Raw genomic sequence first — 23,767 nt, forward strand, 5'->3', positions numbered from 1 at the left:
GGAATAATTCGCGGCTTTTTTTATTTCTTTTAACCTTACCTTATAAATTACTTTTCAATAAAGGAAGACTAAAACCGTACTTTTAATATAATCTGAAAATAGTAAGGTATTATGAGTCAGGAAGTAGGAAGGCTTATTAGAGAGCATGAGCGATCAGGAAAATATTTAGAAATAAATGGAATAAGAACCTTTGTTTTGGATAGAGGAAGCGGTGAAGCCGTATTTTGTGTACATGGAGTTCCCACTTCATCATTTTTATACCGAAAGCTTATAGATTCCCTTGCAGAAAAAGGATATCGCGGAATTTCGGTGGATCTCCCCGGTCTTGGGCTTTCAGACCGACCTGAAGATTTTATATATGATTTTAATAATTTCGCCGATTTTCTTGCGGAAGCAATAAAAGAGCTTAAAATCGACAAATTTCATCTTGTAGTTCATGATATCGGCGGACCTATAGGTTTTGCTTTAGCTGCAAAAAATCTCGAAAAGGTGCGCTCTCTTACGATTCTTAATACCATGATAGATATTAAGTATTTTAAGAAACCATTGGTGATGCGTCCTTTTGAAAAGAAACTATTGGGTGAGGCCGAATTAAAAACTATTACCCACCTCACCTGGCCTGTTATGTTCTCACAGATGGGGGTAAATGATACTTCCAATATTCCCTCCGCTGAAATTAAGGCTTATGTAGATCTTTTAAAAAGAAACGATGACGGTAAAGCATTTCTTAAGATCATGAGAAATTTCAATCAATCTGATAAATTTCAGGCTTTAGTTCTGAAGGCCTTAAAGAACGTTGATTATCCCATCCAGGCAGTCTGGGGAAAAGATGATCCTGCGCTTACCTACAAACATTTCAGTAAAGAATTGGAAAAATATACCGATACTCAGGAAACACATTTACTTTCCTCCCGTCATTTATTACAGGAAGAAGTTTATGAAGAAATCGCTGAAAAAATACATGAATTCGCTAAGGAAGCTTAACCAAGTTCCTGCAGTTAGTTCAAGTAATTCTGATTACTGTATACTGGAAACTAGATACTGAAATTAAGGGATCCACTTTTTTTCAAAATTCGGTTTCCTTTTCTCAAGAAATGCATCTCTACCCTCTTTGGCCTCGTCTGTCATATAAGCCAGTCGGGTTACTTCTCCAGCAAAAACCTGCTGACCAACCATTCCATCATCTGTCATATTCATTGCGAATTTTAACATTTTGATGGAAGTAGGTGACTTTTCCATGATCTCCTGTGCCCATTCATAAGCCGTATCTTCGAGTTCATCATGAGGAATTACAGCATTCACCATCCCCATTTCGTATGCTTCCTGGGCCGAATAATTCCTACCTAAAAAGAAGATCTCACGTGCTTTTTTCTGTCCAACCATTTTCGCAAGATATGCTGAACCGTAACCAGCATCAAAACTGGTAACATCAGCATCGGTTTGTTTAAAAATAGCGTGTTCCTTGCTTGCCAGGGTAAGGTCACAAACCACATGTAAGCTATGCCCTCCTCCTACGGCCCAGCCCGGCACTACACAAATAACTGCTTTTGGCATAAAACGAATTAATCTCTGAACTTCCAGAATGTTTAATCTATGATAACCATCCTCACCCACATAGCCCTGCTTACCTCTTGCTTTTTGATCCCCGCCACTACAAAAGGCCCACTTTCCGTCTTTGGAAGAAGGTCCTTCTGCCGATAATAAAACTACTCCCACCGAGGTATCTTCGTGAGCGTTATGGAAGGCATCAAGAAGCTCTGAAGTGGTCTTAGGCCGGAATGCATTCCTAACATCAGGTCGATTAAATGCGATCCTGGCTACTCCGTTAGACTTTTTATAGGTGATATCTTCGTATTCTTTTACTGTTTCCCAGTGAATTTTAGACATGGTAATTATTTTAATGTAAAAATAGAACTTTCCATTCGTTTCAGAAAGCTGAATAAAAAAAGCCTGCTGTGATCCAGCAGGCTTTGATAAAAGTAATTATGATTACTTCATATATTTAGCCATTAATGGCTGGAGTTCCATTCCCCAGGCCTGGCCTATTTCCATTCCCTTTTTAGTAAGTTCAGGAGTTACCGCTACCATTTTCTCACCTACGGGTGTGGCGTAGAAAGCTAAAATCTTATCAATTTCCTCTTCAGTAAAACTTTCAGTATAAACTGCTGCCATTTTTGTATAAAGACCCTGGGTACTTTCCGCAAGTTCTTTTTTGAAAGCTTCGCGATTTTCTTCAGGAACCATTTTAATGATAGGTTCGGTCATAATATCAAATTGCTGACCTGCGGTTAACTTAATAAGCTTTACAGCTTTTGCCTCAAAACTTGAAGCCTCCTGTGCAAAAGATGTTAAACTGATTGCCAGAAAACTTAAAGTGAAAATAATTTTTTTCATAATAAAATATAGATTGAATAATTCCAGGACGAAAATAAAAGATTATTGCATTTCTTGGATGATACTAAAGTATTTTTTCAGGAATATTTTACTTTCAGAAGATAAAACTTATAAGTTTGCATTGTTTTTGATATAATTTCAAAAAAGAATTAGATGAAATTTCGGTTGCTTATTTTATTAATGTTATTGGGATCTTCCTTACAAGCTCAGGAATACTGGGATCGTGAGGATTTTGAAATCAGTAACAGAAGTATTGATAACACCTGGAGGGATTTCAGTTTCAACTGGCAGACCCAATCAAACTTCAGTCTACCCGATGGTTCATTTTTACATTTGAAAAATGATATACAGGATGACCAGATAGATATGCTTGCAGTGATAGATAAGATGAACAGAAATCGTGTTCAACAGGAAGTTGATCTTGGCTCTCCGCTACCACGGCGAAAAAAAGAAAAGAAAATTTTTGAAATTTCAGGAGACTTGCGAACCAGAGATCAGGATGATATTTTCATGAACCCCTATTATCCTACTTTTTTAAATAGCTATAATCAACGTGGCTTCGGCACCCGTAGATATACCTCTCCTTATAATTACAATTATTAGTCTGATTCTTTTAGCAGGAGTCCGTCTTCCTTGATTTCTATCAGACGTTGTTTATAAAGTGTTCCCACCGCCTTTTTAAAGCTTTTTTTACTCATTTGAAGCCGGTTCTTAATATCATCTGGAGCAGATTTATCGGTTAGATCTATAAATCCACCAGCGGTTTTCAATTTATCCAGGATCTTCTGGGCATTGGGTTCTATACTTCTGTATCCAGGTCTTTGCAGACTAATATCAATTTTATTGTCTTCACGTATTTTCTTAATAAAACCTTTGATCTCATCTCCGATATGCAATGGCTTAAAAACCTCATCCTGATAAATAAGTCCAAGATGAAGCTGATTGATGATGACATTAAAACCGAGATCTGTTTGATTGCTAACCAGTAGATCTACCTCTTCAAATGGCTTTACCGTTAAAACCGAATTATCCAGGAAAGAATGAACTTTAGAGGAAGCGGCAAGCCTTTCAGTCTCAAGATCCAGATAACAAAAAACAAGATATCTTTCGCCTTTTTGCATCGGGATCACCTGCTCTTTAAATGGAACAAAAAGATGTTTCTCCAATCCCCAATCAAGAAAAGCTCCAAATTTACTCACCTCCACACAAGTAAGATTTGCAAACTGGTCTCGCTTAATTTTTGGTTTTAGTGTTGTTGCAACGGGTCTCTCATCATGATCCAGGTATACAAATACCTTGATCTTATCATGAACCATCCAGGTTTCAGGCACATATTTGTTAGGCAATAACACCTCATCACCCTCCTCATTTTCAAGATAGATACCATGATCGGTTTCCCTAATAATTATCAAATCGTGAAATTCCCCTAACTGGATCATAAAATAAATTTTAGCGTACAAAGATACTGTTAATCGTATATAAAAAAATCCGTTTTAAGGATTATCCCCAAAACGGATCTATTTTCTTATTCTTATTTCTAATTGAATATACTCTCTTTTCCAAAATGTTTGGTAAGAAGATAGTACACCACTACCCTGTATTTATTTCTATTGGACTTTCCGTATTTCTCGAGCACCTGGTTAACCGCTTCGTTTACCTTTCCTTCATCTGTAATTCCAAGCTTCTTCATCACGAAGTTCTTTTTTACCGTTTCCACTTCAGATTCGCTGGAAGCAGAAACAGTTTCAGCATCAGCATTATAAATGCTTGGCCCCATAGATGCTGCAATTTTCCTGATAAGATCAACATCAGGATTGTCTTCTCCTACTTTTGATCTTACATCATCTATATACTGTCCTACCTTTTCGTCAAGTTTACTCATAATAATATTTTTGGTTAAACTTCCAGTAATATAAGAATTTTGAATCTTAAGAAGTGTTATATGAAGTTTAAGATTTCATAAAATTGAAATACTCCAAAAGAACTTGGTCATTAAGCTTTCTTGGTGTAAATATTTCAAGAAGCTTGGGCTTTCCAGATTCTGAAAAGAAATCCCGCATAGCATCCTGAATATCTTCTTCTGAATTTGCCTTTTGATATTCTAAATTATATAGATCACATATAGGTTTAGCTTTGAGATCATGGATAGTCTCAAAATATTTTTCGAAATTCTCTGAATCCTTATTTCCCGGTAATATTCTAAAAATTCCTCCTCCATTATTATTCAGAATAATAATCCGGAAATTCGATGGAATATAATTATTCCAAAGGGCGTTACTGTCGTAAAAGAAGCTCAGGTCACCAGTTATAAGGGTAACAGGGTCTTTTGAACTAACAGAGGCTCCTACTGCAGTAGAAACACTTCCGTCAATCCCACTGGTTCCTCGGTTACAATACATTTTCAAACTTTTATGCCACTGAAAAAGCTGTGCATACCGTATGGTAGAACTATTTCCAAAATGTAAAACCGAATTTTCCGGGATGAGTTTATAGATTTCCTGCATAGCTTTAAGGTCGGAATATGGTATTTCTGCCATATATTCCTCATGACGTTTCTGTCTTCTCTTTTTAATTTCTTTCCAGAAAGAGCCATAGTCACTTTCAGTTCTTTCAGTAAGCAGGAAGAATTCTGAAAAAAACGAATTCACATCTGTCTCAAAATGCTTATTAAGACAGAAGAACGTATTGTAAGCCTTTTTTGAATCTATATGCCAGTGGTGTTTAGGACTATAATTTCGGAGAAAAGATTTGATCTTTTTAGACACGATCATTCCGCCAAAAGTTAGAAGAATATCTGGCTGTAACTTATTAAATAGATCCTTTTTATTTTCATCTTTTTCAATAGGACCAATCAAGGTGTCAATTCTGGTGAAAAACTCTTTCTGATGTAAATTTGAAGTAGTCTCGGTCAGGACGATGACGCTTGGATCTTCTGCAAGATCATCTAAAAATTTTTGGTTAACAGCATTTGGCTGTGCTACTCCGACGATTACCATTTTTCGTTTTGCAGCATTCCATACCTCGGCATAATTCTGAAGTTGATTTCTAGAATAATGTCTTTCCTTGATCTCCGGAAATATTTGAAGCGGATTCACTTCTATATTCTCCACGGTATCGTAAAGTGGTTCATAAAATGGAACATTGATATGCACCGGCCCCTTTTCCTCTATAGCTTTATTAAGGGCAAGATTCACTTCCCGCTCATTATGCTTTTGAGCCTCAAATTGCTTTTGCTGAAGTTTGAGGTCCTGAGTTTCATTTTCCAGCACCAGTTCTGAATAAAGATTGGCCGAATAAACAATATGATTTTCAAAGACGTTCTTTTGCCTGATCGTTTGACCATCACCAATATCTATTCGCTCCACCGGCCGATCTGATGAAATGATCACCAGGGGAATATCGCTGTAATAAGCCTCGGCAATCGCAGGATAATAGTTAAGTAATGCCGATCCTGAAGTACATACCAGGGCAACAGGCTTCTTTAATTCCTGAGCCATTCCCAGGGCAAAGAAAGCCGCACAGCGTTCATCTACGATACTGTATGGAGTTATTTCGTCATGATGGGTAAAACCTATGGTGAGTGGTGCATTTCTGGAACCTGGAGAAATTACCACATGTTTGATATCTTTTGCCACACATAGTGCAACCACTGAGCGGGCAACGGGAATTTTCGAATATTTCATAGAAGCTCAAAATTACAATTTACAGGCAATTTTGCAGGCAGTTTTTGAGCTTATTTAACAAGTACAGATTTCATGGTCTGCGATTTATTGACAGTTTCCATCCATTCATCGGCCGCATTTGAATCTTTTGTAATTCCGCCACCTACAAAGATCCGGGCATTTCCATCTTTTAATTTCATGCAGCGTAAATTCACAAAAAGATCTGTTTTTTTTGAAATAGCTGTAAATTGCTGATTTTCCTGATTCCTTCTATTAGAATTTCTTTTATGCTCAGATTTCATATTTAACTCTCCCAGATATCCGGAATAGAACTCCCTTGAATGCTCTTCATTTTCCAGAATAAAACTCAAAGCTTTTTGTTTAGGTAGACCGCAAACCGCGGGAGTTGGATGTAAAGTTTTTACAAGTGCTCCCAGGTCTTCCTGGCTATTCAAACTTCCGGAAATATCAGTACAAATATGAAGCAGATTTCCTGCTTTTGCCGAATAAGGCTTGCTGTAGCTTACATTCTCTACTCCTTTAAGTTTTTCAAGAGACTCAAGAATGTAATCCTTTACAAACTCCTGTTCCTCTACCTCTTTTCGTCCCCACGCTACATCAATTTTACCTTTGTAGAGCTGAGTCCCTGCAAGCGCCATCGTTTTAAAACGAGTTCTTTCAACATTTAAGAGGCTCTCCGGAGTTGCTCCCAGCCAGTAATCAGTATCAGGATGAAACCATAGATAAACAAAAGCCTGGGGATATTTTTTAAGAAGCTTCCTGAAGATACGTGTGGGATCTGGATCATACACCTGTACCTTTTCAGATCTTGCCAGCACTACTTTCTGAAATTCTCCCTTTTTAATAGTGTCGATCCCCTTTTGAACCAGTTGCTCATGGTTTTTTTGATCTACCTCCATAAACTCAAAATCTACCCCGGAAGATAAATCATCCTCAGAGCTGTCATCTAAGGAAGTTTCAGCAGGAAAATTAAATTCGAAAAAATCAGATTCCTCAACTGGAATTAAATAAGGAGTAGCTTCAACATTGAAAGGAGCAAAAGCAAAGCCGCTTTCAGAAAAATCATTAAGCCTATGCGAAATTGAATCTTTTTGCAACAAGGCTTTAACAGAGCTTGAACCCGGTTTTCTATAAACTACAAAGGCTCTTTTATCTCTTAAGAAATCATTTAAATTTTGAAAAAAATCAATCGACTCAGTCATTTTTATTTCTTTGGTAGCGCTATAGTTGTAAGTTTTACGATTGAAATAAGGTTTGCCGCCTCATCTGTAATCCTGATCTCAAAAAGCTGCGTAGTTCGACCTTTATGAATAAAAGTTGCTTTGGCAAATATCCAGCCTTCTTTAATACTTTTTAAATGATTTGCTGAAATTTCAATTCCCCTCACAAAAAATTCATCGGTATTTAAAAAAACATAACTGGCCATACTTCCCACACTTTCTGCAAGGGCAACACTGGCACCACCGTGCAGAACGCCATCGGGTTGGTGTACCCTTGAATTAACCGGCATTTTTGCTATAAGAAAATCATCGCCAATTTCAGTAAATTCAATTTCCAGAGTTTCCATCAACGTATTTTTACATACTTTTTTTGAAAGCTCAAGCAGTTCTTCCTTCGTCATCATTTAAAAGATTGGTTACTTTGTAAAAGTACAAAACCGCAAAGAACCATGAGCAAAGAGAAAAGTCTTTCTTACACTATATCCAACACCTATTCTACTCTAAATGCAAGAACCGACAAGACCAAAACAGTCTGGCTGGTATTTCATGGTATCGGCTACCTGAGTAAATATTTTCTGAAATACTTCAAACATTTAGACCCGGAAGAAAATTATATCATCGCACCGCAGGCACAGTCTAAATATTATTTGAATGGTGAATACAGGCATGTTGGAGCATCATGGCTTACCCGTGAAAATCTGGAAGAAGGAATTGAAAATACGCTGAATTACCTGGACAAAGTATTTGAAGCTGAAAATTTATCTGAGGTCAAAAACCTGAATATTTTAGGTTACTCCCAGGGAGTTTCTGTGGCGACTAGATTTGTAGGCAGAAGGAAGATTCAGTGTAAAAATCTTATCATGCTTTCCGGAAAAGTTCCGCAGGAATTAAAAACGGATGATTTTAGTTTTCTCAAGGAAACAAAATTTAGTTTTATTTATGGACTAGAAGACGAATATCTAAAATCTGGAATAGTAAAAGTAGAAAAAGACCGACTGCATGAGATCTTTCCAAAAAATCTGGAGATACATACATTTAAAGGTGGCCACGAAGTAAATACTGAATTGATCTCGAAATTTGCTTAATTTGATCGACTTCTTGATCTGACCATTATTTCAGGATATCTCCAATTAATGATTTTTGTCATTTCGAACAAAGTGAGAAATCTCAATCCTATTGAATCAATGAAAAAAAAATTATCTGCTAAAACATCTATTTTCAAAACCCTGGGTCCCGGATTTCTTCTAGCCGGAGCCGCCATTGGAGTTTCACATTTGGTTCAGGCTACCCGGGCGGGAGCAGATTATGGTTTTTTATTATTGTGGGTGTTAATACTTGCCTGTATTACCAAATATCCCTTTCTGGAATTCGGTCCGCGCTATGCTGCAGGCACAGGAAACCATTTAATAACCGGATATAAAAAACTGGGAAAATTCCCTTACTGGACCTTTATAATAATTACCGTAGGCAGTATGTTCATTATACAGGCTGCAGTAACCATTGTTACCGCTGGTCTGGCAGAAAAATTATTCGGAATGGGCTGGCCTTCTTTTACCTGGAGTTTTGTAATTATAGGAGTTTGTATCGCCCTGCTGCTTATAGGAAAATACCCGGCACTGGATAAAACTATGAAAGCTATTGTAAGCCTTTTAGGCCTGGCCACTTTAACCGCGGTAATACTAGCCTTTGGAGACGGAAGACTTGAAAATGCCATAGCGGTGGAAACACCAGATGTATGGAATAAATTAGGCATTGCTTTTATAATTTCTTTTATGGGCTGGATGCCAATTCCGCTGGATGCTTCGGTGTGGCATTCTATCTGGACCAAGGAGAAAGCCTTGGGAAATAACAGGCGAACTTCTTTAAAAGAGGCTTTTACAGATTTTAATGTGGGTTATTTAGCTGCAGCGATCATAGGGCTATTATTCTTTTTAATGGGAGTTTTGATTATGTTTAGCAGCGGTGTTAGTTTTTCCGGCAATGGAGTTGAATTTTCAGGTCAGCTGATAGATCTCTACGGAAAAACTCTTGGTGACTGGAGCAAACCTTTAATTGGTGTAGCTGCATTTATCGCCATGCTTTCCACTACCCTTGCCGTAACTGATGCTTTTCCCAGAGTGATCTCTGAAATTTTTGCCGAAGAAAGACCGAAATGGAAAAAAGAGCAAAAATGGAAAAGCTATAAACTAAATGTTTTTATTATCCCCATTCTTTCATTGCTTATCCTCTATTTCTTTACCGCTTCATTTACGGTACTGATAGATTTTGCCACCGCTCTCTCCTTCCTGTCTGCTCCTTTCCTCGCCTGGTTTAATTATAAACTTGTCACTGGAGATCAAATGGCTGCAGAAGACAGACCAAATAGAAATTATCGAATTTTCAGCCTGATATGTTTCGTCTTATTGGTCATTTTTAATTGTATTTATATCTACACGTTGTTCCAATAAAAAAGCCCCGCATTGCTGCGAGGCTTTTCATTTATATTATGTGATTTCGTAAAGATCCCTCGCTTTGCTCGGGATAAGCGATTCACAAGATTTTGCAAGGCAAAATCTGTTCTCTGCTTACTTTACCTCCTCAAAATCTACATCTTCTACATCATCTCCACTCTTAGTGTCTCCGCCTTCAGCACCGGTTGCACCTTGTTGTGGTCCACCTGGCTGTCCGTTTGCGCCACCTTGAGCATCTGCCTGAGCTTTGTACATCTCTTCTGAAGCTGTTTTCCATGCTTCATTGATCTTTTCTAAAGCTGGAGTGATCGTTTCAACTTCTTTAGTTTCGTAAGCTTTCTTAAGCTCTTCCAAGGCATCTTCAATTGGTTTCTTCTTATCATCAGATAATTTATCACCAAACTCTTTCAACTGCTTTTCAGTCTGGAAGATCATTGCATCAGCTTCATTCAGCTTATCAACTTTCTCTTTTGCCTGCTTATCAGCATCAGCATTTGCTTCAGCCTCTTTTTTCATTTTATCGATCTCTTCTTCTGTTAATCCTGAAGAAGCTTCGATACGAATATCCTGAGACTTACCAGTTGCTTTATCTGTAGCACTTACTTTAATGATACCGTTAGCATCAATATCGAAAGTCACTTCAATTTGAGGAGTTCCTCTTGGCGCTGGTGGAATTCCGTCTAAGTGGAATCTACCAATTGTCTTGTTATCTGTCGCCATTGGACGCTCTCCCTGTAACACGTGAATTTCAACCGATGGCTGGTTATCTGCCGCCGTAGAGAAAGTCTGTGACTTTTTGGTTGGGATCGTGGTATTGGATTCGATCAATTTTGTGTTCACTCCTCCCATAGTTTCAATACCTAGAGAAAGTGGAGTAACATCAAGAAGTAATACATCTTTAACGTCCCCTGTAAGTACACCACCCTGAATCGCAGCACCAATTGCCACAACCTCATCTGGGTTCACACCTTTAGAAGGTTTCTTTCCAAAAAATGCTTCAACTTCTTCCTGGATCTTAGGAATACGGGTTGATCCACCAACAAGAATTACCTCATCAATATCACTTTTAGAAAGACCTGCATCACTAAGCGCCTTTTTCACAGGCTCCATAGATCTTGTTACCAATTCAGCAGCTAACTGCTCAAATTTAGAACGAGAGATTGTTTCCACAAGGTGTTTTGGGCCACTAGAAGTAGCAGTAACATAAGGAAGATTGATCTCTGTTTGAGAAGAAGAAGATAACTCGATCTTCGCTTTCTCGGCAGCTTCTTTCAAACGTTGAAGTGCCATAGGATCTTTTCTAAGATCTATATCTTCAGCTTTCTGAAAGTTGTCTGCAAGATAATCGATCAATACTTCATCAAAGTCATCCCCACCAAGGTGCGTATCACCATTAGTAGACAGTACTTCAAATACCCCGTCACCTAGTTCAAGAATAGAAATATCGAATGTACCACCACCAAGGTCATACACAGCGATCTTTTGATCCTGAGATTTTTTATCCAATCCGTAAGCAAGTGCTGCTGCGGTTGGCTCGTTTATAATTCTTCTTACTTTAAGACCTGCGATCTCACCAGCTTCCTTTGTTGCGTGACGCTGAGAGTCATTAAAATATGCCGGTACGGTAATCACCGCTTCGGTCACATCCTGTCCAAGATAATCCTCAGCAGTTTTCTTCATCTTTTGAAGTATCATTGCTGAAAGTTCTTGCGGAGTATAAAGACGACCATCTATTTCTACACGAGGAGTATCATTATCACCTTTCTTTACAGTATAAGGTACTCTACCTGCTTCTTTAGAAGATTCAGAATACTTATTACCCATAAATCTTTTAATAGAAGAAATAGTTTTTGTTGGGTTAGTTACTGCCTGACGTTTTGCAGGATCACCAACTTTTATTTCACCACCTTCTACGAATGCGATCACAGACGGTGTAGTTCTCTTTCCTTCGGCATTGGGTATTACCGTTGGCTCACTACCTTCCATTACGGCAACGCAGGAGTTTGTGGTACCCAAGTCAATTCCAATTATTTTACTCATAACTATATAACTTGTTTTTTACGTTAGTTTTATCAATTTTACAGTCACAAGAAGTCAATCATTATGCCAGCGCAAAACATCTGACAGGTTGTCATAAGTTTTTTCTCAAAAGGCTTTTCCGGTATTCTGTGGGCTGCAAATTTTGAGTAATTCCTGCCATTGAGTAGTGTATCGGGGGCTGCGTTGCTTTTTTATCAGCTCCCATTCTTCTTTTCGGCTGCCGGTAGTTGCCGATGCCAGGGTGGATTTGCCATATTTATTATTGATGCTATCAAAGATCTTCATAAGCGCAGGATTTGAAATTTTTGGGGGTTCTTCAAATAAATTTCCCTGAATATATTCCTGTGGAATAATTCCGCTTAAATTAACCCCTACTTTTTTATAGCGGAATCCTTCTTTATAAATTTTATACAAGGCTTTTTTTGCCTCTGTAACAAGTAAAAAAGTGTTATTAGTAGGTATCGTTAAGGTAACCGTACAACTTTGAGAGTATTGCCTGTCAAATTTACTGTGATAATTAGTATGTACAAAAACCTGGATATAGGAGGCACAGGACTTTTGAGCACGTAAGACTTCACTAACTTCACTTACATAATAGGCACAGGCCTCCTCGATCATATTTAAATCTTCCAGACGTTTTCCAAAAGATTTTGCTGTCCCTATTCCCTTTTTTGGTTCGGGGACTGTAGTAAATTCTATACAGGATTCTCCTCTTAGTTCCCGCCATAATCTTTCACCTACTACCGTCATTTCTTTACGTACCCAGGATACAGGAGTTTTTTCAGCGAAATCGTAGGCGGTGAAAATTTTATTTTCCTGTAATAATTTTGCGTGCTGTCTCCCAATTCCCCAAACATCTCCAATTTTGGCACTTTTTAAAGCTTTTATCCTGGTTTCATCGGTTTCAATCACACAAACATGATCGTATTTATGCAATTTTTTAGCCATCCTATTTGCTAACTTCGCCAAGACTTTAGTGGGAGCTATGCCCACCCCTACAGGAAGTCCCGTATATCGAAAAATTTTATCCTTGATCTCTTTTCCGTAGGTCTTTAAATTGATATGTTCCAACCCACTCAACTCTACAAAAGATTCATCTATACTGTATACTTCCACTAAAGGAGAAAAAGTACTTAAAATATTCATTACCCGTTGAGACATTTCTCCATACAAGGTGTAATTTGATGAAAAAAGAGTCACCTTATTCTTTATAAGTGTTTCCTTAATTTTAAAAACAGGCTCAAACATTGGGATATGAGCCAGGGATTTAGCCTCTTTATTGGCAGCAATGATACAACCATCATTATTACTTAAAACCACTACGGGTTTTCCCCAAAGGTCTGGCCGGAATACCTGCTCGCAAGAAGCATAGAAGCTATTACAATCTACCATTGCAATCATAATACATCCTTAATTATATAGCTAACCACACCCCATAATAAAAATTCAGATTTTGCCTGGTTTTCTGAAAATCTTATAACATCAAATTCACCCTCCTGCACCACCAACGCCAGTCTATTTTGCTTAAGTTTTAGAGCGCGATCTATAATTAATACATCATTATGCCGAATATTAAATTTACTCCAGGAATTTCCTTCTACCCTGATAAAAAAAGTTGCATCCTGATTGTATACCAGTTCGTTATGCAAGTCTATGGAGGCTTCGTGATAATGGGTAGCCGCGCTGGGAAAGCCGGTCTGTAACGAGACTTCAGGAGCATGCCTGTCTTTACTTCTCTTAATTTTTCCTGAAACTAATTTTTCCATTTTTCAAAATTAGGAAATATTCCTAATTATTATGGAATATTTCCTAATTCTTTTAAGCTATTTATCTCAAAGAAAAACTTAATTTTGCCAACAAATCTTACAATTGAATGCGGAAAATAGAATGCATTAGCGTTTTTGATATGTTGAAGGTAGGTGTGGGTCCTTCTAGTTCACATACTTTAGGTCCCTGGAGAGCTGCTCAGCGTTGGATAGGAGAACTGAAGAAAAAAGGCTGCTTTAAAGAAGTTGAAAAAATTCATATAGATCTTTATGGGTCTTTAAGTCTTACGGGGAAAGGTCATGCTACAGATATTGCCACACTGCTTGGTTTATTGGGTCATGATCCTGTGACTATGGATATTTCTATTATTGAAGCTGAAATTGAAAGGATCAAAGAAACAGGCAAATTATTGCTGAATGGAGAAAGAGATATAAATTTCAGTTTTGCTGAAGACATTAAATTCAATAGAAAGTTCCTTGAATTTCATCCCAACGGAATGACCTTTAGGGCGTGTCTTTATAATGGCAAAAAATCTTCCTCTTCTTTTTATTCTATCGGCGGTGGTTTCGTGGTAAAGAAAGAAAGAAAGAACGCTAGTAAGAAAATGAAGAATTTTCAGGAATTTCCCTTTCCTGTAGAAAAAGCGACCGAATTACTTCAATATTGTAAAGCTGAAAACAAACCTATTTCAGAAATTGTTCTTGAAAATGAACGCTCTTTGAGAACCGAAGAAGAAATTGATGCCGGATTTAAGCAGATTTGGCAAGTGATGTTGGAGTCCATGTATATTGGCTGTCATACAGAAGGCACGCTTCCCGGCGGTCTTAATGTGAAGCGACGAGCCTTTGAGATGCATCAGCGATTAATTGGCGAGACCGGCTATACAAATGTAGAAGACTGGATCCCGGCAATTAGACAAACTGAAGTGAAATTCAGGCAAATCCTTAAATGGGTTACCTGTTTTGCTTTGAGTGTAAACGAGGTAAATGCCTCACTTGGCCGGGTAGTTACTGCTCCTACCAATGGTAGCGCGGGTACTGTTCCCGCAGTTTTAATGTATTACCTGTGTATCGAAAACCATGATGCCAAATACGAAGACATTAAAAAATTCATGCTTGTAGCCGGTGAAATAGGAAGTCTATTTAAAAAAGGTGCTACTATTTCTGCAGCGATGGGAGGTTGCCAGGCAGAAATAGGTGTATCATCAGCCATGGCTGCTGGAGGATTAACCGAACTTATGGGAGGAACTCCTGAGCAGGTTCTTATGGCCAGCGAAATCGCCATGGAACATCATCTTGGGTTAACCTGTGATCCTATTGGAGGGCTGGTTCAGGTACCCTGTATCGAGAGAAATGCTATGGGAGCTATCAAGGCTATCAACGCGGCAGAGATCGCGATGGAAAGTGATGCCAGCCGCGCCAAAGTGCCTCTGGATAAAGTGATTGAAACCATGTGGGATACCGCCAAGGACATGAATAAAAAATACAAAGAAACTTCTGAAGGTGGCCTTGCTGTAAGAGTTAGTTTAAGTGACTGTTAAAACAGAATTGAAATTTGAATGTATTAAGAGATAACAATCTTGAAACTAAAGTGAAGAACCTAATCAGGAACTTTTCTTTAATGATCTTGTGCTATTTTCTATTTTTCATCGTACTCCAGTTTCTCAGTGTATTTATTTTTGAGCTGGACCTTCAAAAATATGAGCAGATTGAAATTCTGGAAAGCCTGAAAGAAAATCCTTTAAAATTTATATTCCTCGCGGCCATTGCTGCTCCTGTAATAGAGGAGAGTATTTTCAGAAGCATTCTTAAACCTAGCGCTACAAGTCTGAAGATCTTTATATGTGCGATTCTATATCTGTTTGGTCTTATCTTAATTCCTGAAAATGCTCACTGGGCTTTGAAATATATATTATTACTGGGAGTTCTCGCTTTGATATATTATGCCATGGGAGAGCTAATTCCTGAAAGATATTATAGACGCGCCTGCTATTGGCTGCATAGGTATTACCTTATCATCTGGATTCTGGGAGCGATCATATTCGGTTTCGTACATATTTATAATTATGTAGACACTTTTCAATTAGATCTGGTGCTATTTCTTATGATCTTCCCTCGCATTATCGCCGGCTATTTCTTCGGAAAAATTAAGCTGGAAAATAAAGGAATGATCTGGCCCATTTTAATGCATAGTATGAATAACTCCCTGGTATTGATTTTTGTTCTTCCCTTTACTCTTTCCCATTTTACATGGTCCTGAAGCATTCTTGTATGATAATTTGAAAAAATGATGAATAATAAGGCAAGGTTTAGAGTGTTGCTTAAACCATAGCTCCATTAATACTAAGCTTAAGAAACCGGGAAATCAAAATTTTGATTTCCCGGTTTTTTTATATTTATATTTGAAGCCAATTTATCGATCAAAATGTCATCATCTATAAAATCTTACTTACTAGTTCTCTCTGCTTTTTGTTTCATGCTTTCCTGCAATGAAAATAAAAAATCGAAGCCTATACAGGTAATTGAACAAGAACCCGAAGTAAATACTGTAGACTATCACGAAAACTATTTAAGAGAGATCTCCTTTATAAAAACCCGTGAAGATTCTGCTTCTACAAAAAATATGATAAAGCTGGAAGGCGGTAGCTATATGATGGGTGGAAATAGCAATCAGGCGAGACAGGACGAATTTCCACGCCATAAAGAGAATATTGATCCTATCTGGGTTGATCAAACTGAAGTCACCAATGCCCAATTTAGAGAATTTGTAGAAGCAACAGGCTATGTGACCACAGCTGAACGTTCTTTCGAAATAAAAGGAAAAAAATATGAGCCGGGTGCATTGGTCTTTGATCCCTACAATCCTGAATGGTGGTGGAAATTTGAAAAAAAAGCTAACTGGAAACATCCTACCGGCCCCGACAGTGATATTGAGGGCAAGGATAATTTTCCCGTAGTCCAGGTTTCCTGGTACGATGCCATGGCTTATGCAAAATGGGCTGGAAAAAGATTACCTACAGAAGCAGAATATGAATATTTTAATCGCGCAGGCAACGACACTTTGATCTATCATTGGGGAAATGATTTTGAAAAGGCTACTGATATGGTCAATTTTCACCAGGGAAATTTTCCCAGACAAAACACGGTAGCCGATGATTTTGAAAAAAAAGCACCCGCTAAAAGTTTCCCTCCCAATGCCTATAGATTATATGAAACTTCAGGTAATATTTGGGAATGGTGCCTCGATACCTACTATCCCGATGCCTATTCAAAAATTGAAAAAAGAGAAGACGGTTATTTTAAAGATTTTATCAATATGGAACAGCAAAAGGTGATCCGTGGTGGCTCCTTTCTTTGCAGCGAAAGTTATTGCACGGGTTACAGAAATTCAGCCAGGATGAGCTCTGCTCCCGATACCGGACTTGAACATACAGGATTTAGGTGCGTCAGGGATATTTAATCACAATCTTTTTTAGTTCGGGTATCAATCAGATAAACTATTTTCCATTCTCCCTGGAAGTTTACCAGTTGAAAACTATTAACCCCGCAGTGTGAAAGATTTCCGTTAAAATAAAATGAATATGGAGTAGTGACGGTGGCCAGTAAACCATTTCTCTCAACCCTGAACTCATGTAATTTTTCTTCAAAAGTTGCTTCCGAAGGGATTGAAGCGATACTTTTTATGAATTTAGAATAATCATCTGAAGTTAGTTTTGTATTCCCTTCCGCATCTATAGATACAGATTCCAGTTTCACTCCCTCTACAGAAAAGCTTTTAAGTTTTACGGTGTCCTGTGCATGAAAAGCCTCAAAGAAATCTTTCACCAATCTCTCAGGTGTTTCTGAAGGTTCATTCGTTTGGGCAAAAACCGCAATATTGGTGATCAACAGAAGTACAATAATTATTTTTTTCATGCCTAAGTAGTTTTGAATGTGGTTAACGAATTTACTACTTTTACTCAAATTTAAAATCAAGTACATGTCTGTTGCAAAAAAGGAATACAAACGTATCACCACCAAGTCTCTTGTAGATATGAAATCTAATGGTGAAAAGATAAGTATGCTTACGGCATACGATTTCACTATGGCTCAAATTGTGGATGGTGCGGGAATAGATGTGATCCTTGTGGGCGACTCTGCCAGTAATGTAATGGCGGGACATGAGACTACACTTCCAATCACTTTAGACCAGATGATCTATCATGCTACCAGTGTGGTTAGAGCTATAAATCGTGCATTAGTGGTCGTAGATCTTCCCTTCGGAAGTTACCAGAGTGATCCAAAAGAAGCTTTAAGATCTGCCATTAGGATCATGAAAGAAAGCGGCGGCCATGCGGTTAAACTTGAAGGCGGAAAAGAAGTAAAGGAAAGTATCAAAAGGATCATGCATGCCGGGATTCCGGTGATGGGACATTTAGGTCTTACTCCACAGTCAATCTATAAGTTCGGGACCTATACGGTTAGAGCGAAGGAGGAGCAGGAAGCTGAGAAACTTAAAGCTGACGCAAAAATGCTGGAAAAAATAGGTTGTTTTGCTATTGTGCTTGAAAAAGTACCTGCCAAGCTAGCTAAAGAAGTGGCAGAAAGCATTACCATTCCTGTTATCGGGATTGGAGCCGGTAACGGTGTGGATGGTCAGGTGTTGGTGGTCCACGATATGCTGGGAATGACGCATGAATTTAACCCAAGATTTCTAAGACGCTACGCCGATCTTCATGGCGAGATGACCAAAGCTTTTCAGAATTATAAAGATGATGTAAAAAGCAGCTCTTTCCCGTCTGACGACGAGCAGTACTAAGGTAAAAAAGAAAATTTTTCTAATTAAATTTCTGGAATTTTTCGAAAAAGTAATCCATATTGAGTTCAGAAAAAATACTTTCAAACAAGGACAATCTTCAGGTTTTACACGAAGATAATCACATTATTATTGTCAATAAGAGAGCGGGAGATATTGTGCAGGGGGACAAGACCGGCGACAAACCCCTGAGCGAAGTTGTAAAGTCTTATTTGAAGGAAAAATATAATAAACCCGGAGAAGCCTATCTAGGCGTTGTTCATCGCCTGGACCGACCCACCAGCGGAATTGTAGTTTTTTCAAAAACTTCTAAAGCCCTGCCCAGGCTTAATAAATTATTTCAGGATAAAGAGGCTAAAAAGACCTATTGGGCGGTGGTTAAAAATCCACCGCCACATGAATCAGGCGAGCTTGTGCATTTTATGAAAAGAAATTCCAAGCAAAATAAATCCTACGCTCATAAAAATGAAGTACCAGATTCTAAAAAGGCGATCTTAGATTACCGATTAAAAAAGAAACTGGATAACTATTACTTGCTAGAAATAGATCTTCATACCGGAAGACATCACCAAATTCGTAGTCAGTTATCGGCCATTGGCTCTCCCATAAAAGGAGACCTGAAATATGGTTTTGACCGAAGTAATAAAGATGCGAGTATTCATTTACATTCAAGGGAATTGAAATTTATCCATCCCGTAAAAAAGGAACCCATACATATTATTGCTCCTCCCCCGTCAGATCCTATTTGGGACGCAATTGTGAAATAATTAATTTTTCGCATTTCTTAAATTAGTATTTTTAATTAAAACTTTAAGAGATGAAATGGCGTGGCAGAAGACAAAGCGATAACGTGGAAGACCGCAGAGGTTCTTCATCAAAAGGAAAACTTATCGCAGGAGGCGGAATCATAGGGGTGATCTTTGTGATCGCCCAGTTTATTTTAAGTGATGGTGATGTTTCGGTACTTCAACAACTCGAAGGCACCGGAGAAACTCAAACAGAATCAAGAGAACTTACTGCTGAAGAAAAGGAAATGGGAGATTTTACTGCCACTGTCCTTGCAGATACCGAAGATATCTGGTCTGAAATATTTTCTGAAAACAATAGGCAATATCGCGAACCGGGATTAGTACTTTTTACTGATGCCGTTCAAACTGCTTGTGGAGGAGCTTCTGCAGCCAGTGGGCCTTTCTACTGTCCCGGTGATCAAAAGATATATATGGATCTTCGCTTCTTTGAACAGCTTCGAAGCAGGTTTGGAGCGGAAGGTGGAGATTTTGCCATTGCTTACGTAATGGCTCATGAGGTTGGGCATCACGTACAGAATTTGTTAGGAACAGCCTCAAAAGTAAGACAGCTACAGCAGCAGGGAAATCAAACTGAAGCCAATGAATTATCTGTAGCTCTGGAATTACAAGCAGATTTTTATGCCGGTGTCTGGACAAAATATAACCAGCAGTATCTAAGCGAAGGTGATATTGACGAAGCTTTGAGCGCTGCAAATGCTGTAGGCGACGATGCTATTCAAAAAAGGACCAGCGGCAGGGTTAATCCCGACTCTTTTACACACGGTACTTCTGAACAACGAAAAGAATGGTTTATGAAAGGTTATAGAACTGGCGATATTAGTCAGGGTGATACCTTCAGTGAAGTTCTAAATTAGAAAAGTTTAATTATGTTCTTCTGAATGAAATTAAGCTTTCAATAACTACCGCACTTATAATCAAGGTTCCGCCAATTAAAGTTTTTAACGAAGGAATTTCGCTCAGGAAAAATATACCTAATAAAATTCCATATACCGGTTGAATACTGCTCATAATACTCGCTGCAGTAATACTGAAGTTTTTAAAGCTCTTCAAAAATAAGGTATGACCGATACAGGTGGTGAGCACAGCAAGGATAAAAAGCGGTTTCCATTGAGCTAATACCGAATCAAATTCACTGAAAAATAGCGACGGGATCAAGAATATAGAAATCACCAGGATCTGGTAAAACATCAATGCCGAACCGTTATAGCGCTCCACTTCCCGTTTCATTAAAAGATTTCGGAAAGCATAAAATATTGCCGAGGCTACTCCGAAAATAATCGCGATGAAATAATCATTTTCCAGGTCAAATTCCGGACTTAGAAAATAGATCCCTGCCAGTACCAAAAGACCCAGCGCAATATGTATTTTATTGAAGCTGGTCTTAAAAAGTATAGGCTCCAAAAATGCTGTGATCACCGGGTAAGTGAAGAGTGATAATAATGCGATTGCCACGCTGGAATATTGCAGGGAAAAGAAATAAGTGATCCAATGGGCACCCATCAAAATACCACCAAGAATCAATTTAAGCAGATCCCTTTTATTTTCAATTTTAAGATCTATTTTCTTCCAGCGGCAATAGAGATAGAAAACCACCACAGCGATCATACATCTGTAAAAAATAGTGGTAACGGGATGCAAATCTATATATCTGCCCAGAACACCCGAGGTACTTATAAGTAATACCGCAAGATTTAATTGGAGAATATTGGTTAAATACTGACGCCTTTCTGACAAATCCTGAGTTTTATCTTGAGTATTCCTGACTCTTTTCCATAATAATCTCTTTTACCGGCCTGTTTTCAATATTGCTTTCCAGCCAGGAGATAATATCCAGATAAAGAAAGGCTCTGCGTTCATATGGATGGTCTTCAAATTTTTTCAAAGTAGCATGCAATTTTTTAAATTCAGTTTTGATCTCCAGGGGCGACACATCGGGTAGATTTCTGATAAATTTTATCATTTCTTTCTGAACTCCATGCATGTCATCCATCTTGATCAAAAACTTATAAGTGGATTTCACCAGGCTGTCCAAATGATAATCCATTCCCGCTTCATAATGTGCTACTAAATTAAGAATGCGGGCAAAACACATAAGATCCTGTCGCATTTCAAGCGATTTATTATTAATGATCTTTTTAAGGAATTCAATACACTTTTTATTGTTCCCATCCCCAAAATACAAACAGGCGATCTTGTAATAAAAAACCATGATATGGTGCTCGTCTAACCTACCTCTGAACTTTATGATCTTTTCGTTGATCTTATCAATCAATTCTTCAGAATTACTAAACTCCCCTTTCATAAATCTAAGGTTAAGTTTATTTGAATACACGTAAAGAAATGATAGCGCAGAGATATTGTCGTTATGAGGAATTTTAGGATCCCTCAAAGAGTCTTCCAGTTGTTTTAAGGTTGCTTCAAAAAGACCGGTATGATTCAGATAAAAAAGAGATTCTAATAAATAATGACTTCCTTTTAAATAGGAAACAGGATGTATGGGAATCAAATGTTTATATTCAATAAAAAGATCTTTCCATTTCATGGAATATCGATAACATCCTAAAAAATCCTGAATCAAAAAGCTGTACCAGAGATGTACCTTGTACAACCACAGCCGTTCTCTAAAACCTAATTCCTGGTAATTATATTCCGGCAGCTTTTCCTTGAAATAGGACTTGATCTCATCTGCTTCCTCCTGACTTTTGCAATATCCTTTTTTCAGAAAAATAGAATATAATTCCAAAGACAAATTTGATAGTTTTCCCCAAATCGTGTTCAGCTTACTTATTTCTTCGGTTTCCTTTATTAATATATCTGCCCGATTGCTCATACTCCGCGTGATATACTGGGATTCGATGATCTTTTCCAGCTCCAGTATTTCGTAAGTGAGATTTTTTTCCTCGTAATTAATTGCCAGGCTTTTAACTCTATCTAACAATTTCAAACTTTGCTGGTAAAGCCCTTTATGATAAAGTATATATGCAAAATCTACCTGTTCTCTTATCTGCACCGGGATACTTTGATGCGCGGGATTAAGCCTAAGTGAAATAAGCAGTTGCTTATAAAGGTGTGATTTTACATTAGAAAGCTGAAGTTTTGTGATCCTGGTACTCTTAAGAATTTCAGACTCATCATACTTTTTTTGACGAGACATGACCTTGTATAAATTCAAAAATTTTGAATCAGAATTCACTCCTACCCTTCCAACATATAGAGAGAATTGCCTTTTTTCAGAAGCCGATAAAGACTTTATTAAAGAAAATAGGTTTTCGGTTAAGTCATTGGTCATTGTAAATCAAAAATTTCCAAACCACTATAAAACAATGATTTACGAGTTTATATATCTACTTCAAGTATCGTAACACTTTCAACTAATCAAATGTAAAAGCATAATCATTCCGATACTTTAGATAAAGATAAAGTAAAATAAATCTCATATGCGTACTGAAAAGGTAGAAATTTTTGACACTACGTTGAGGGACGGAGAACAAGTCCCCGGCTGTAAACTGAATACACAACAAAAATTAAAAATTGCTGCGCGACTGGATGAACTGGGTGTAGATGTGATCGAAGCAGGTTTTCCTGTTTCTAGTCCCGGTGATTTCCAATCGGTAAATGAGATTTCAAAACTCGTTAAAAATGCTACTGTTTGCGGTTTGACCCGTGCTGTGAAAAATGATATTAAAGTCGCTGGGGAAGCACTTAAGTATGCCAAAAAACCAAGAATACATACCGGGATTGGAACATCAGATTCTCATATAAAATATAAATTCAAATCCAGCAGACCTGAAATTATTGAAAGAGCCGGTGAAGCTGTCGCTTACGCCAAAAGCTTTGTTGATGATGTGGAATTCTATGCCGAAGATGCCGGAAGAACTGAAAATGAATTCCTGGCCAAGGTTTGTACCGAAGCAGTAAAAAATGGTGCTACGGTACTTAATATTCCTGATACTACGGGCTATTGTCTTCCGGAGGAATATGGAAAAAAGATCAAATATCTTAAAGAAAATGTCGTGGGAATAGAAAACGTGATCATTTCCTGTCATTGTCATAATGACCTTGGATTAGCTACAGCGAATGCTATTGCTGGAATTACTAATGGCGCCAGACAAATAGAATGCACCATTAATGGAATTGGTGAACGTGCCGGAAATACTGCTTTGGAAGAGGTCGTCATGATCTTGAGACAACATCCATACTTGCAATTGAATACAGATATAAATCCGCAATTGTTGTACGACACCAGTAAAATGGTCTCCAGGGAAATGGGCATGTACGTCCAGCCTAATAAGGCGATCGTCGGTGCGAACGCATTTGCCCATAGCTCGGGTATCCACCAGGATGGCGTCATTAAGAATAGAGAAACATACGAAATTATAAATCCAGCCGATGTCGGGGTAACCGAGTCAGCTATTATTTTGACTGCTCGTAGCGGTAGAGCGGCATTGGCCCATAAAGCGAAGAAAATGGGTTATAATTTAACTAAACTGGAATTAGACATTGTCTATTCCGAGTTTCTGAATTTCGCTGATGCCAGGAAAGAAGTAGCAGATCATGATATTCATACTATTATGGATATCTATAGAAAAAGTTCAAGAGCAATTGCTTAA

The 23,767-nt window shown here is 38.0% G+C and carries 24 protein-coding genes; 11 read left to right on the forward strand and 13 right to left on the reverse strand.

Going from position 1 to position 23,767, the window contains the following annotated elements:
• The first annotated feature begins 111 nt into the window (after positions 1–111).
• Positions 112–984 carry an alpha/beta fold hydrolase gene (locus LGQ90_RS05230; protein WP_229338886.1) on the forward strand — a complete coding sequence of 291 codons (873 nt, stop codon included), beginning with the start codon at positions 112–114 and terminating at the stop codon, positions 982–984.
• A gap of 63 nt (positions 985–1,047) precedes the next feature.
• Here LGQ90_RS05230 and LGQ90_RS05235 read toward each other — a convergent pair whose 3' ends face one another.
• A complete protein-coding gene (locus LGQ90_RS05235; RefSeq protein ID WP_229338888.1) occupies positions 1,048–1,887 on the reverse strand; it encodes a 1,4-dihydroxy-2-naphthoyl-CoA synthase in 840 nt (279 codons plus the stop codon).
• A 102-nt stretch (positions 1,888–1,989) separates the two neighbouring features.
• Complete coding sequence (locus LGQ90_RS05240) at positions 1,990–2,394, reverse strand: DUF2059 domain-containing protein (RefSeq protein ID WP_229338890.1); 405 nt, start codon at positions 2,392–2,394, stop codon at positions 1,990–1,992.
• 153 nt (positions 2,395–2,547) lie between these two features.
• Here LGQ90_RS05240 and LGQ90_RS05245 point away from each other — a divergent pair, with 153 nt between their 5' ends.
• Entirely contained in the window at positions 2,548–2,997 is a 450-nt protein-coding gene (locus LGQ90_RS05245) for a hypothetical protein (RefSeq protein ID WP_229338892.1), read from the forward strand.
• Here LGQ90_RS05245 and LGQ90_RS05250 read toward each other — a convergent pair.
• The 5 genes from LGQ90_RS05250 to LGQ90_RS05270 all read right to left on the reverse strand — a co-directional run bounded on the left by LGQ90_RS05250 (position 2,994) and on the right by LGQ90_RS05270 (position 7,701).
• On the reverse strand, positions 2,994–3,833 hold the full coding sequence (locus tag LGQ90_RS05250; protein ID WP_229338894.1) for a CvfB family protein: 840 nt from the start codon (positions 3,831–3,833) through the stop codon (positions 2,994–2,996). The genes LGQ90_RS05245 and LGQ90_RS05250 overlap by 4 nt on opposite strands.
• 98 nt (positions 3,834–3,931) lie before the next feature.
• Positions 3,932–4,276, reverse strand: coding sequence for a DUF2853 family protein (locus LGQ90_RS05255; RefSeq protein WP_229338896.1), 345 nt, complete (start codon positions 4,274–4,276; stop codon positions 3,932–3,934).
• Between the two features lie 67 nt (positions 4,277–4,343).
• A complete protein-coding gene (menD, locus tag LGQ90_RS05260) occupies positions 4,344–6,077 on the reverse strand; it encodes a 2-succinyl-5-enolpyruvyl-6-hydroxy-3-cyclohexene-1-carboxylic-acid synthase (protein ID WP_229338898.1) in 1,734 nt (577 codons plus the stop codon).
• 50 nt (positions 6,078–6,127) lie between these two features.
• Positions 6,128–7,279 carry a chorismate-binding protein gene (locus LGQ90_RS05265; protein ID WP_229338900.1) on the reverse strand — a complete coding sequence of 384 codons (1,152 nt, stop codon included), beginning with the start codon at positions 7,277–7,279 and terminating at the stop codon, positions 6,128–6,130.
• 2 nt (positions 7,280–7,281) lie between these two features.
• On the reverse strand, positions 7,282–7,701 hold the full coding sequence (locus LGQ90_RS05270) for a PaaI family thioesterase (protein ID WP_229338902.1): 420 nt from the start codon (positions 7,699–7,701) through the stop codon (positions 7,282–7,284).
• Positions 7,702–7,746: 45 nt separating this feature from the next.
• On the opposite strand from LGQ90_RS05270, the gene LGQ90_RS05275 reads away from it, so the two are divergent.
• Entirely contained in the window at positions 7,747–8,382 is a 636-nt protein-coding gene (locus tag LGQ90_RS05275; protein ID WP_229338904.1) for an alpha/beta hydrolase, read from the forward strand.
• Positions 8,383–8,481: 99 nt separating this feature from the next.
• Positions 8,482–9,744, forward strand: a complete 1,263-nt coding sequence (locus tag LGQ90_RS05280) for an Nramp family divalent metal transporter (RefSeq protein WP_229338906.1) — start codon at positions 8,482–8,484, stop codon at positions 9,742–9,744.
• A gap of 117 nt (positions 9,745–9,861) precedes the next feature.
• Here LGQ90_RS05280 and dnaK read toward each other — a convergent pair whose 3' ends face one another.
• From dnaK to LGQ90_RS05295, 3 genes are all read right to left on the reverse strand, one after another.
• A complete protein-coding gene (gene dnaK, locus LGQ90_RS05285) occupies positions 9,862–11,787 on the reverse strand; it encodes a molecular chaperone DnaK (RefSeq protein ID WP_229338908.1) in 1,926 nt (641 codons plus the stop codon).
• A gap of 105 nt (positions 11,788–11,892) precedes the next feature.
• The gene (locus LGQ90_RS05290; protein WP_229338910.1) at positions 11,893–13,188 is read right to left on the reverse strand and encodes a Y-family DNA polymerase; all 1,296 of its coding nucleotides are present in this window, start codon (positions 13,186–13,188) and stop codon (positions 11,893–11,895) included.
• Positions 13,185–13,553 carry a S24 family peptidase gene (locus LGQ90_RS05295; RefSeq protein ID WP_229338912.1) on the reverse strand — a complete coding sequence of 123 codons (369 nt, stop codon included), beginning with the start codon at positions 13,551–13,553 and terminating at the stop codon, positions 13,185–13,187. Before LGQ90_RS05295 ends, LGQ90_RS05290 begins: the two co-directional genes overlap by 4 nt.
• A gap of 107 nt (positions 13,554–13,660) precedes the next feature.
• Here LGQ90_RS05295 and LGQ90_RS05300 point away from each other — a divergent pair, with 107 nt between their 5' ends.
• The 3 genes from LGQ90_RS05300 (at position 13,661) to LGQ90_RS05310 (ending at position 17,013) form a co-directional block, all read left to right on the forward strand.
• Complete coding sequence (locus LGQ90_RS05300; protein WP_229338914.1) at positions 13,661–15,094, forward strand: L-serine ammonia-lyase; 1,434 nt, start codon at positions 13,661–13,663, stop codon at positions 15,092–15,094.
• A 14-nt stretch (positions 15,095–15,108) separates the two neighbouring features.
• A complete protein-coding gene (locus LGQ90_RS05305) occupies positions 15,109–15,813 on the forward strand; it encodes a CPBP family glutamic-type intramembrane protease (RefSeq protein WP_229338916.1) in 705 nt (234 codons plus the stop codon).
• A 165-nt stretch (positions 15,814–15,978) separates the two neighbouring features.
• The gene (locus tag LGQ90_RS05310) at positions 15,979–17,013 is read left to right on the forward strand and encodes a formylglycine-generating enzyme family protein (protein WP_229338919.1); all 1,035 of its coding nucleotides are present in this window, start codon (positions 15,979–15,981) and stop codon (positions 17,011–17,013) included.
• Here LGQ90_RS05310 and LGQ90_RS05315 read toward each other — a convergent pair.
• On the reverse strand, positions 17,010–17,468 hold the full coding sequence (locus LGQ90_RS05315) for a nuclear transport factor 2 family protein (protein WP_229338920.1): 459 nt from the start codon (positions 17,466–17,468) through the stop codon (positions 17,010–17,012). The two genes, LGQ90_RS05310 and LGQ90_RS05315, sit on opposite strands and share 4 nt — an antisense overlap.
• Before the next feature lie 64 nt (positions 17,469–17,532).
• Between LGQ90_RS05315 and panB the strand changes: the two genes are divergently transcribed.
• Genes panB through ypfJ form a run of 3 tightly spaced genes read left to right on the forward strand, consistent with a single transcriptional unit; the run spans position 17,533 to position 20,011 of the window.
• Positions 17,533–18,351: a 3-methyl-2-oxobutanoate hydroxymethyltransferase gene (panB, locus tag LGQ90_RS05320; protein ID WP_229338922.1), complete on the forward strand. Its 819-nt coding sequence runs from the start codon at positions 17,533–17,535 to the stop codon at positions 18,349–18,351.
• Between the two features lie 59 nt (positions 18,352–18,410).
• Complete coding sequence (locus tag LGQ90_RS05325) at positions 18,411–19,115, forward strand: RluA family pseudouridine synthase (RefSeq protein ID WP_229338924.1); 705 nt, start codon at positions 18,411–18,413, stop codon at positions 19,113–19,115.
• Positions 19,116–19,165: 50 nt separating this feature from the next.
• A complete protein-coding gene (ypfJ, locus tag LGQ90_RS05330) occupies positions 19,166–20,011 on the forward strand; it encodes a KPN_02809 family neutral zinc metallopeptidase (RefSeq protein ID WP_229338926.1) in 846 nt (281 codons plus the stop codon).
• Between the two features lie 10 nt (positions 20,012–20,021).
• Here ypfJ and LGQ90_RS05335 read toward each other — a convergent pair whose 3' ends face one another.
• Both LGQ90_RS05335 and LGQ90_RS05340 read right to left on the reverse strand, forming a co-directional pair.
• Positions 20,022–20,891 carry a DMT family transporter gene (locus tag LGQ90_RS05335; protein ID WP_229338928.1) on the reverse strand — a complete coding sequence of 290 codons (870 nt, stop codon included), beginning with the start codon at positions 20,889–20,891 and terminating at the stop codon, positions 20,022–20,024.
• A 10-nt stretch (positions 20,892–20,901) separates the two neighbouring features.
• Positions 20,902–22,446 carry a hypothetical protein gene (locus LGQ90_RS05340; protein WP_229338930.1) on the reverse strand — a complete coding sequence of 515 codons (1,545 nt, stop codon included), beginning with the start codon at positions 22,444–22,446 and terminating at the stop codon, positions 20,902–20,904.
• Positions 22,447–22,594: 148 nt separating this feature from the next.
• Between LGQ90_RS05340 and LGQ90_RS05345 the strand changes: the two genes are divergently transcribed.
• Positions 22,595–23,767, forward strand: a complete 1,173-nt coding sequence (locus LGQ90_RS05345) for a 2-isopropylmalate synthase (protein ID WP_229338932.1) — start codon at positions 22,595–22,597, stop codon at positions 23,765–23,767.

Origin of the sequence: Christiangramia sediminis (assembly GCF_020552705.1) — a bacterium.
Taxonomy (GTDB): domain Bacteria; phylum Bacteroidota; class Bacteroidia; order Flavobacteriales; family Flavobacteriaceae; genus Christiangramia; species Christiangramia sediminis.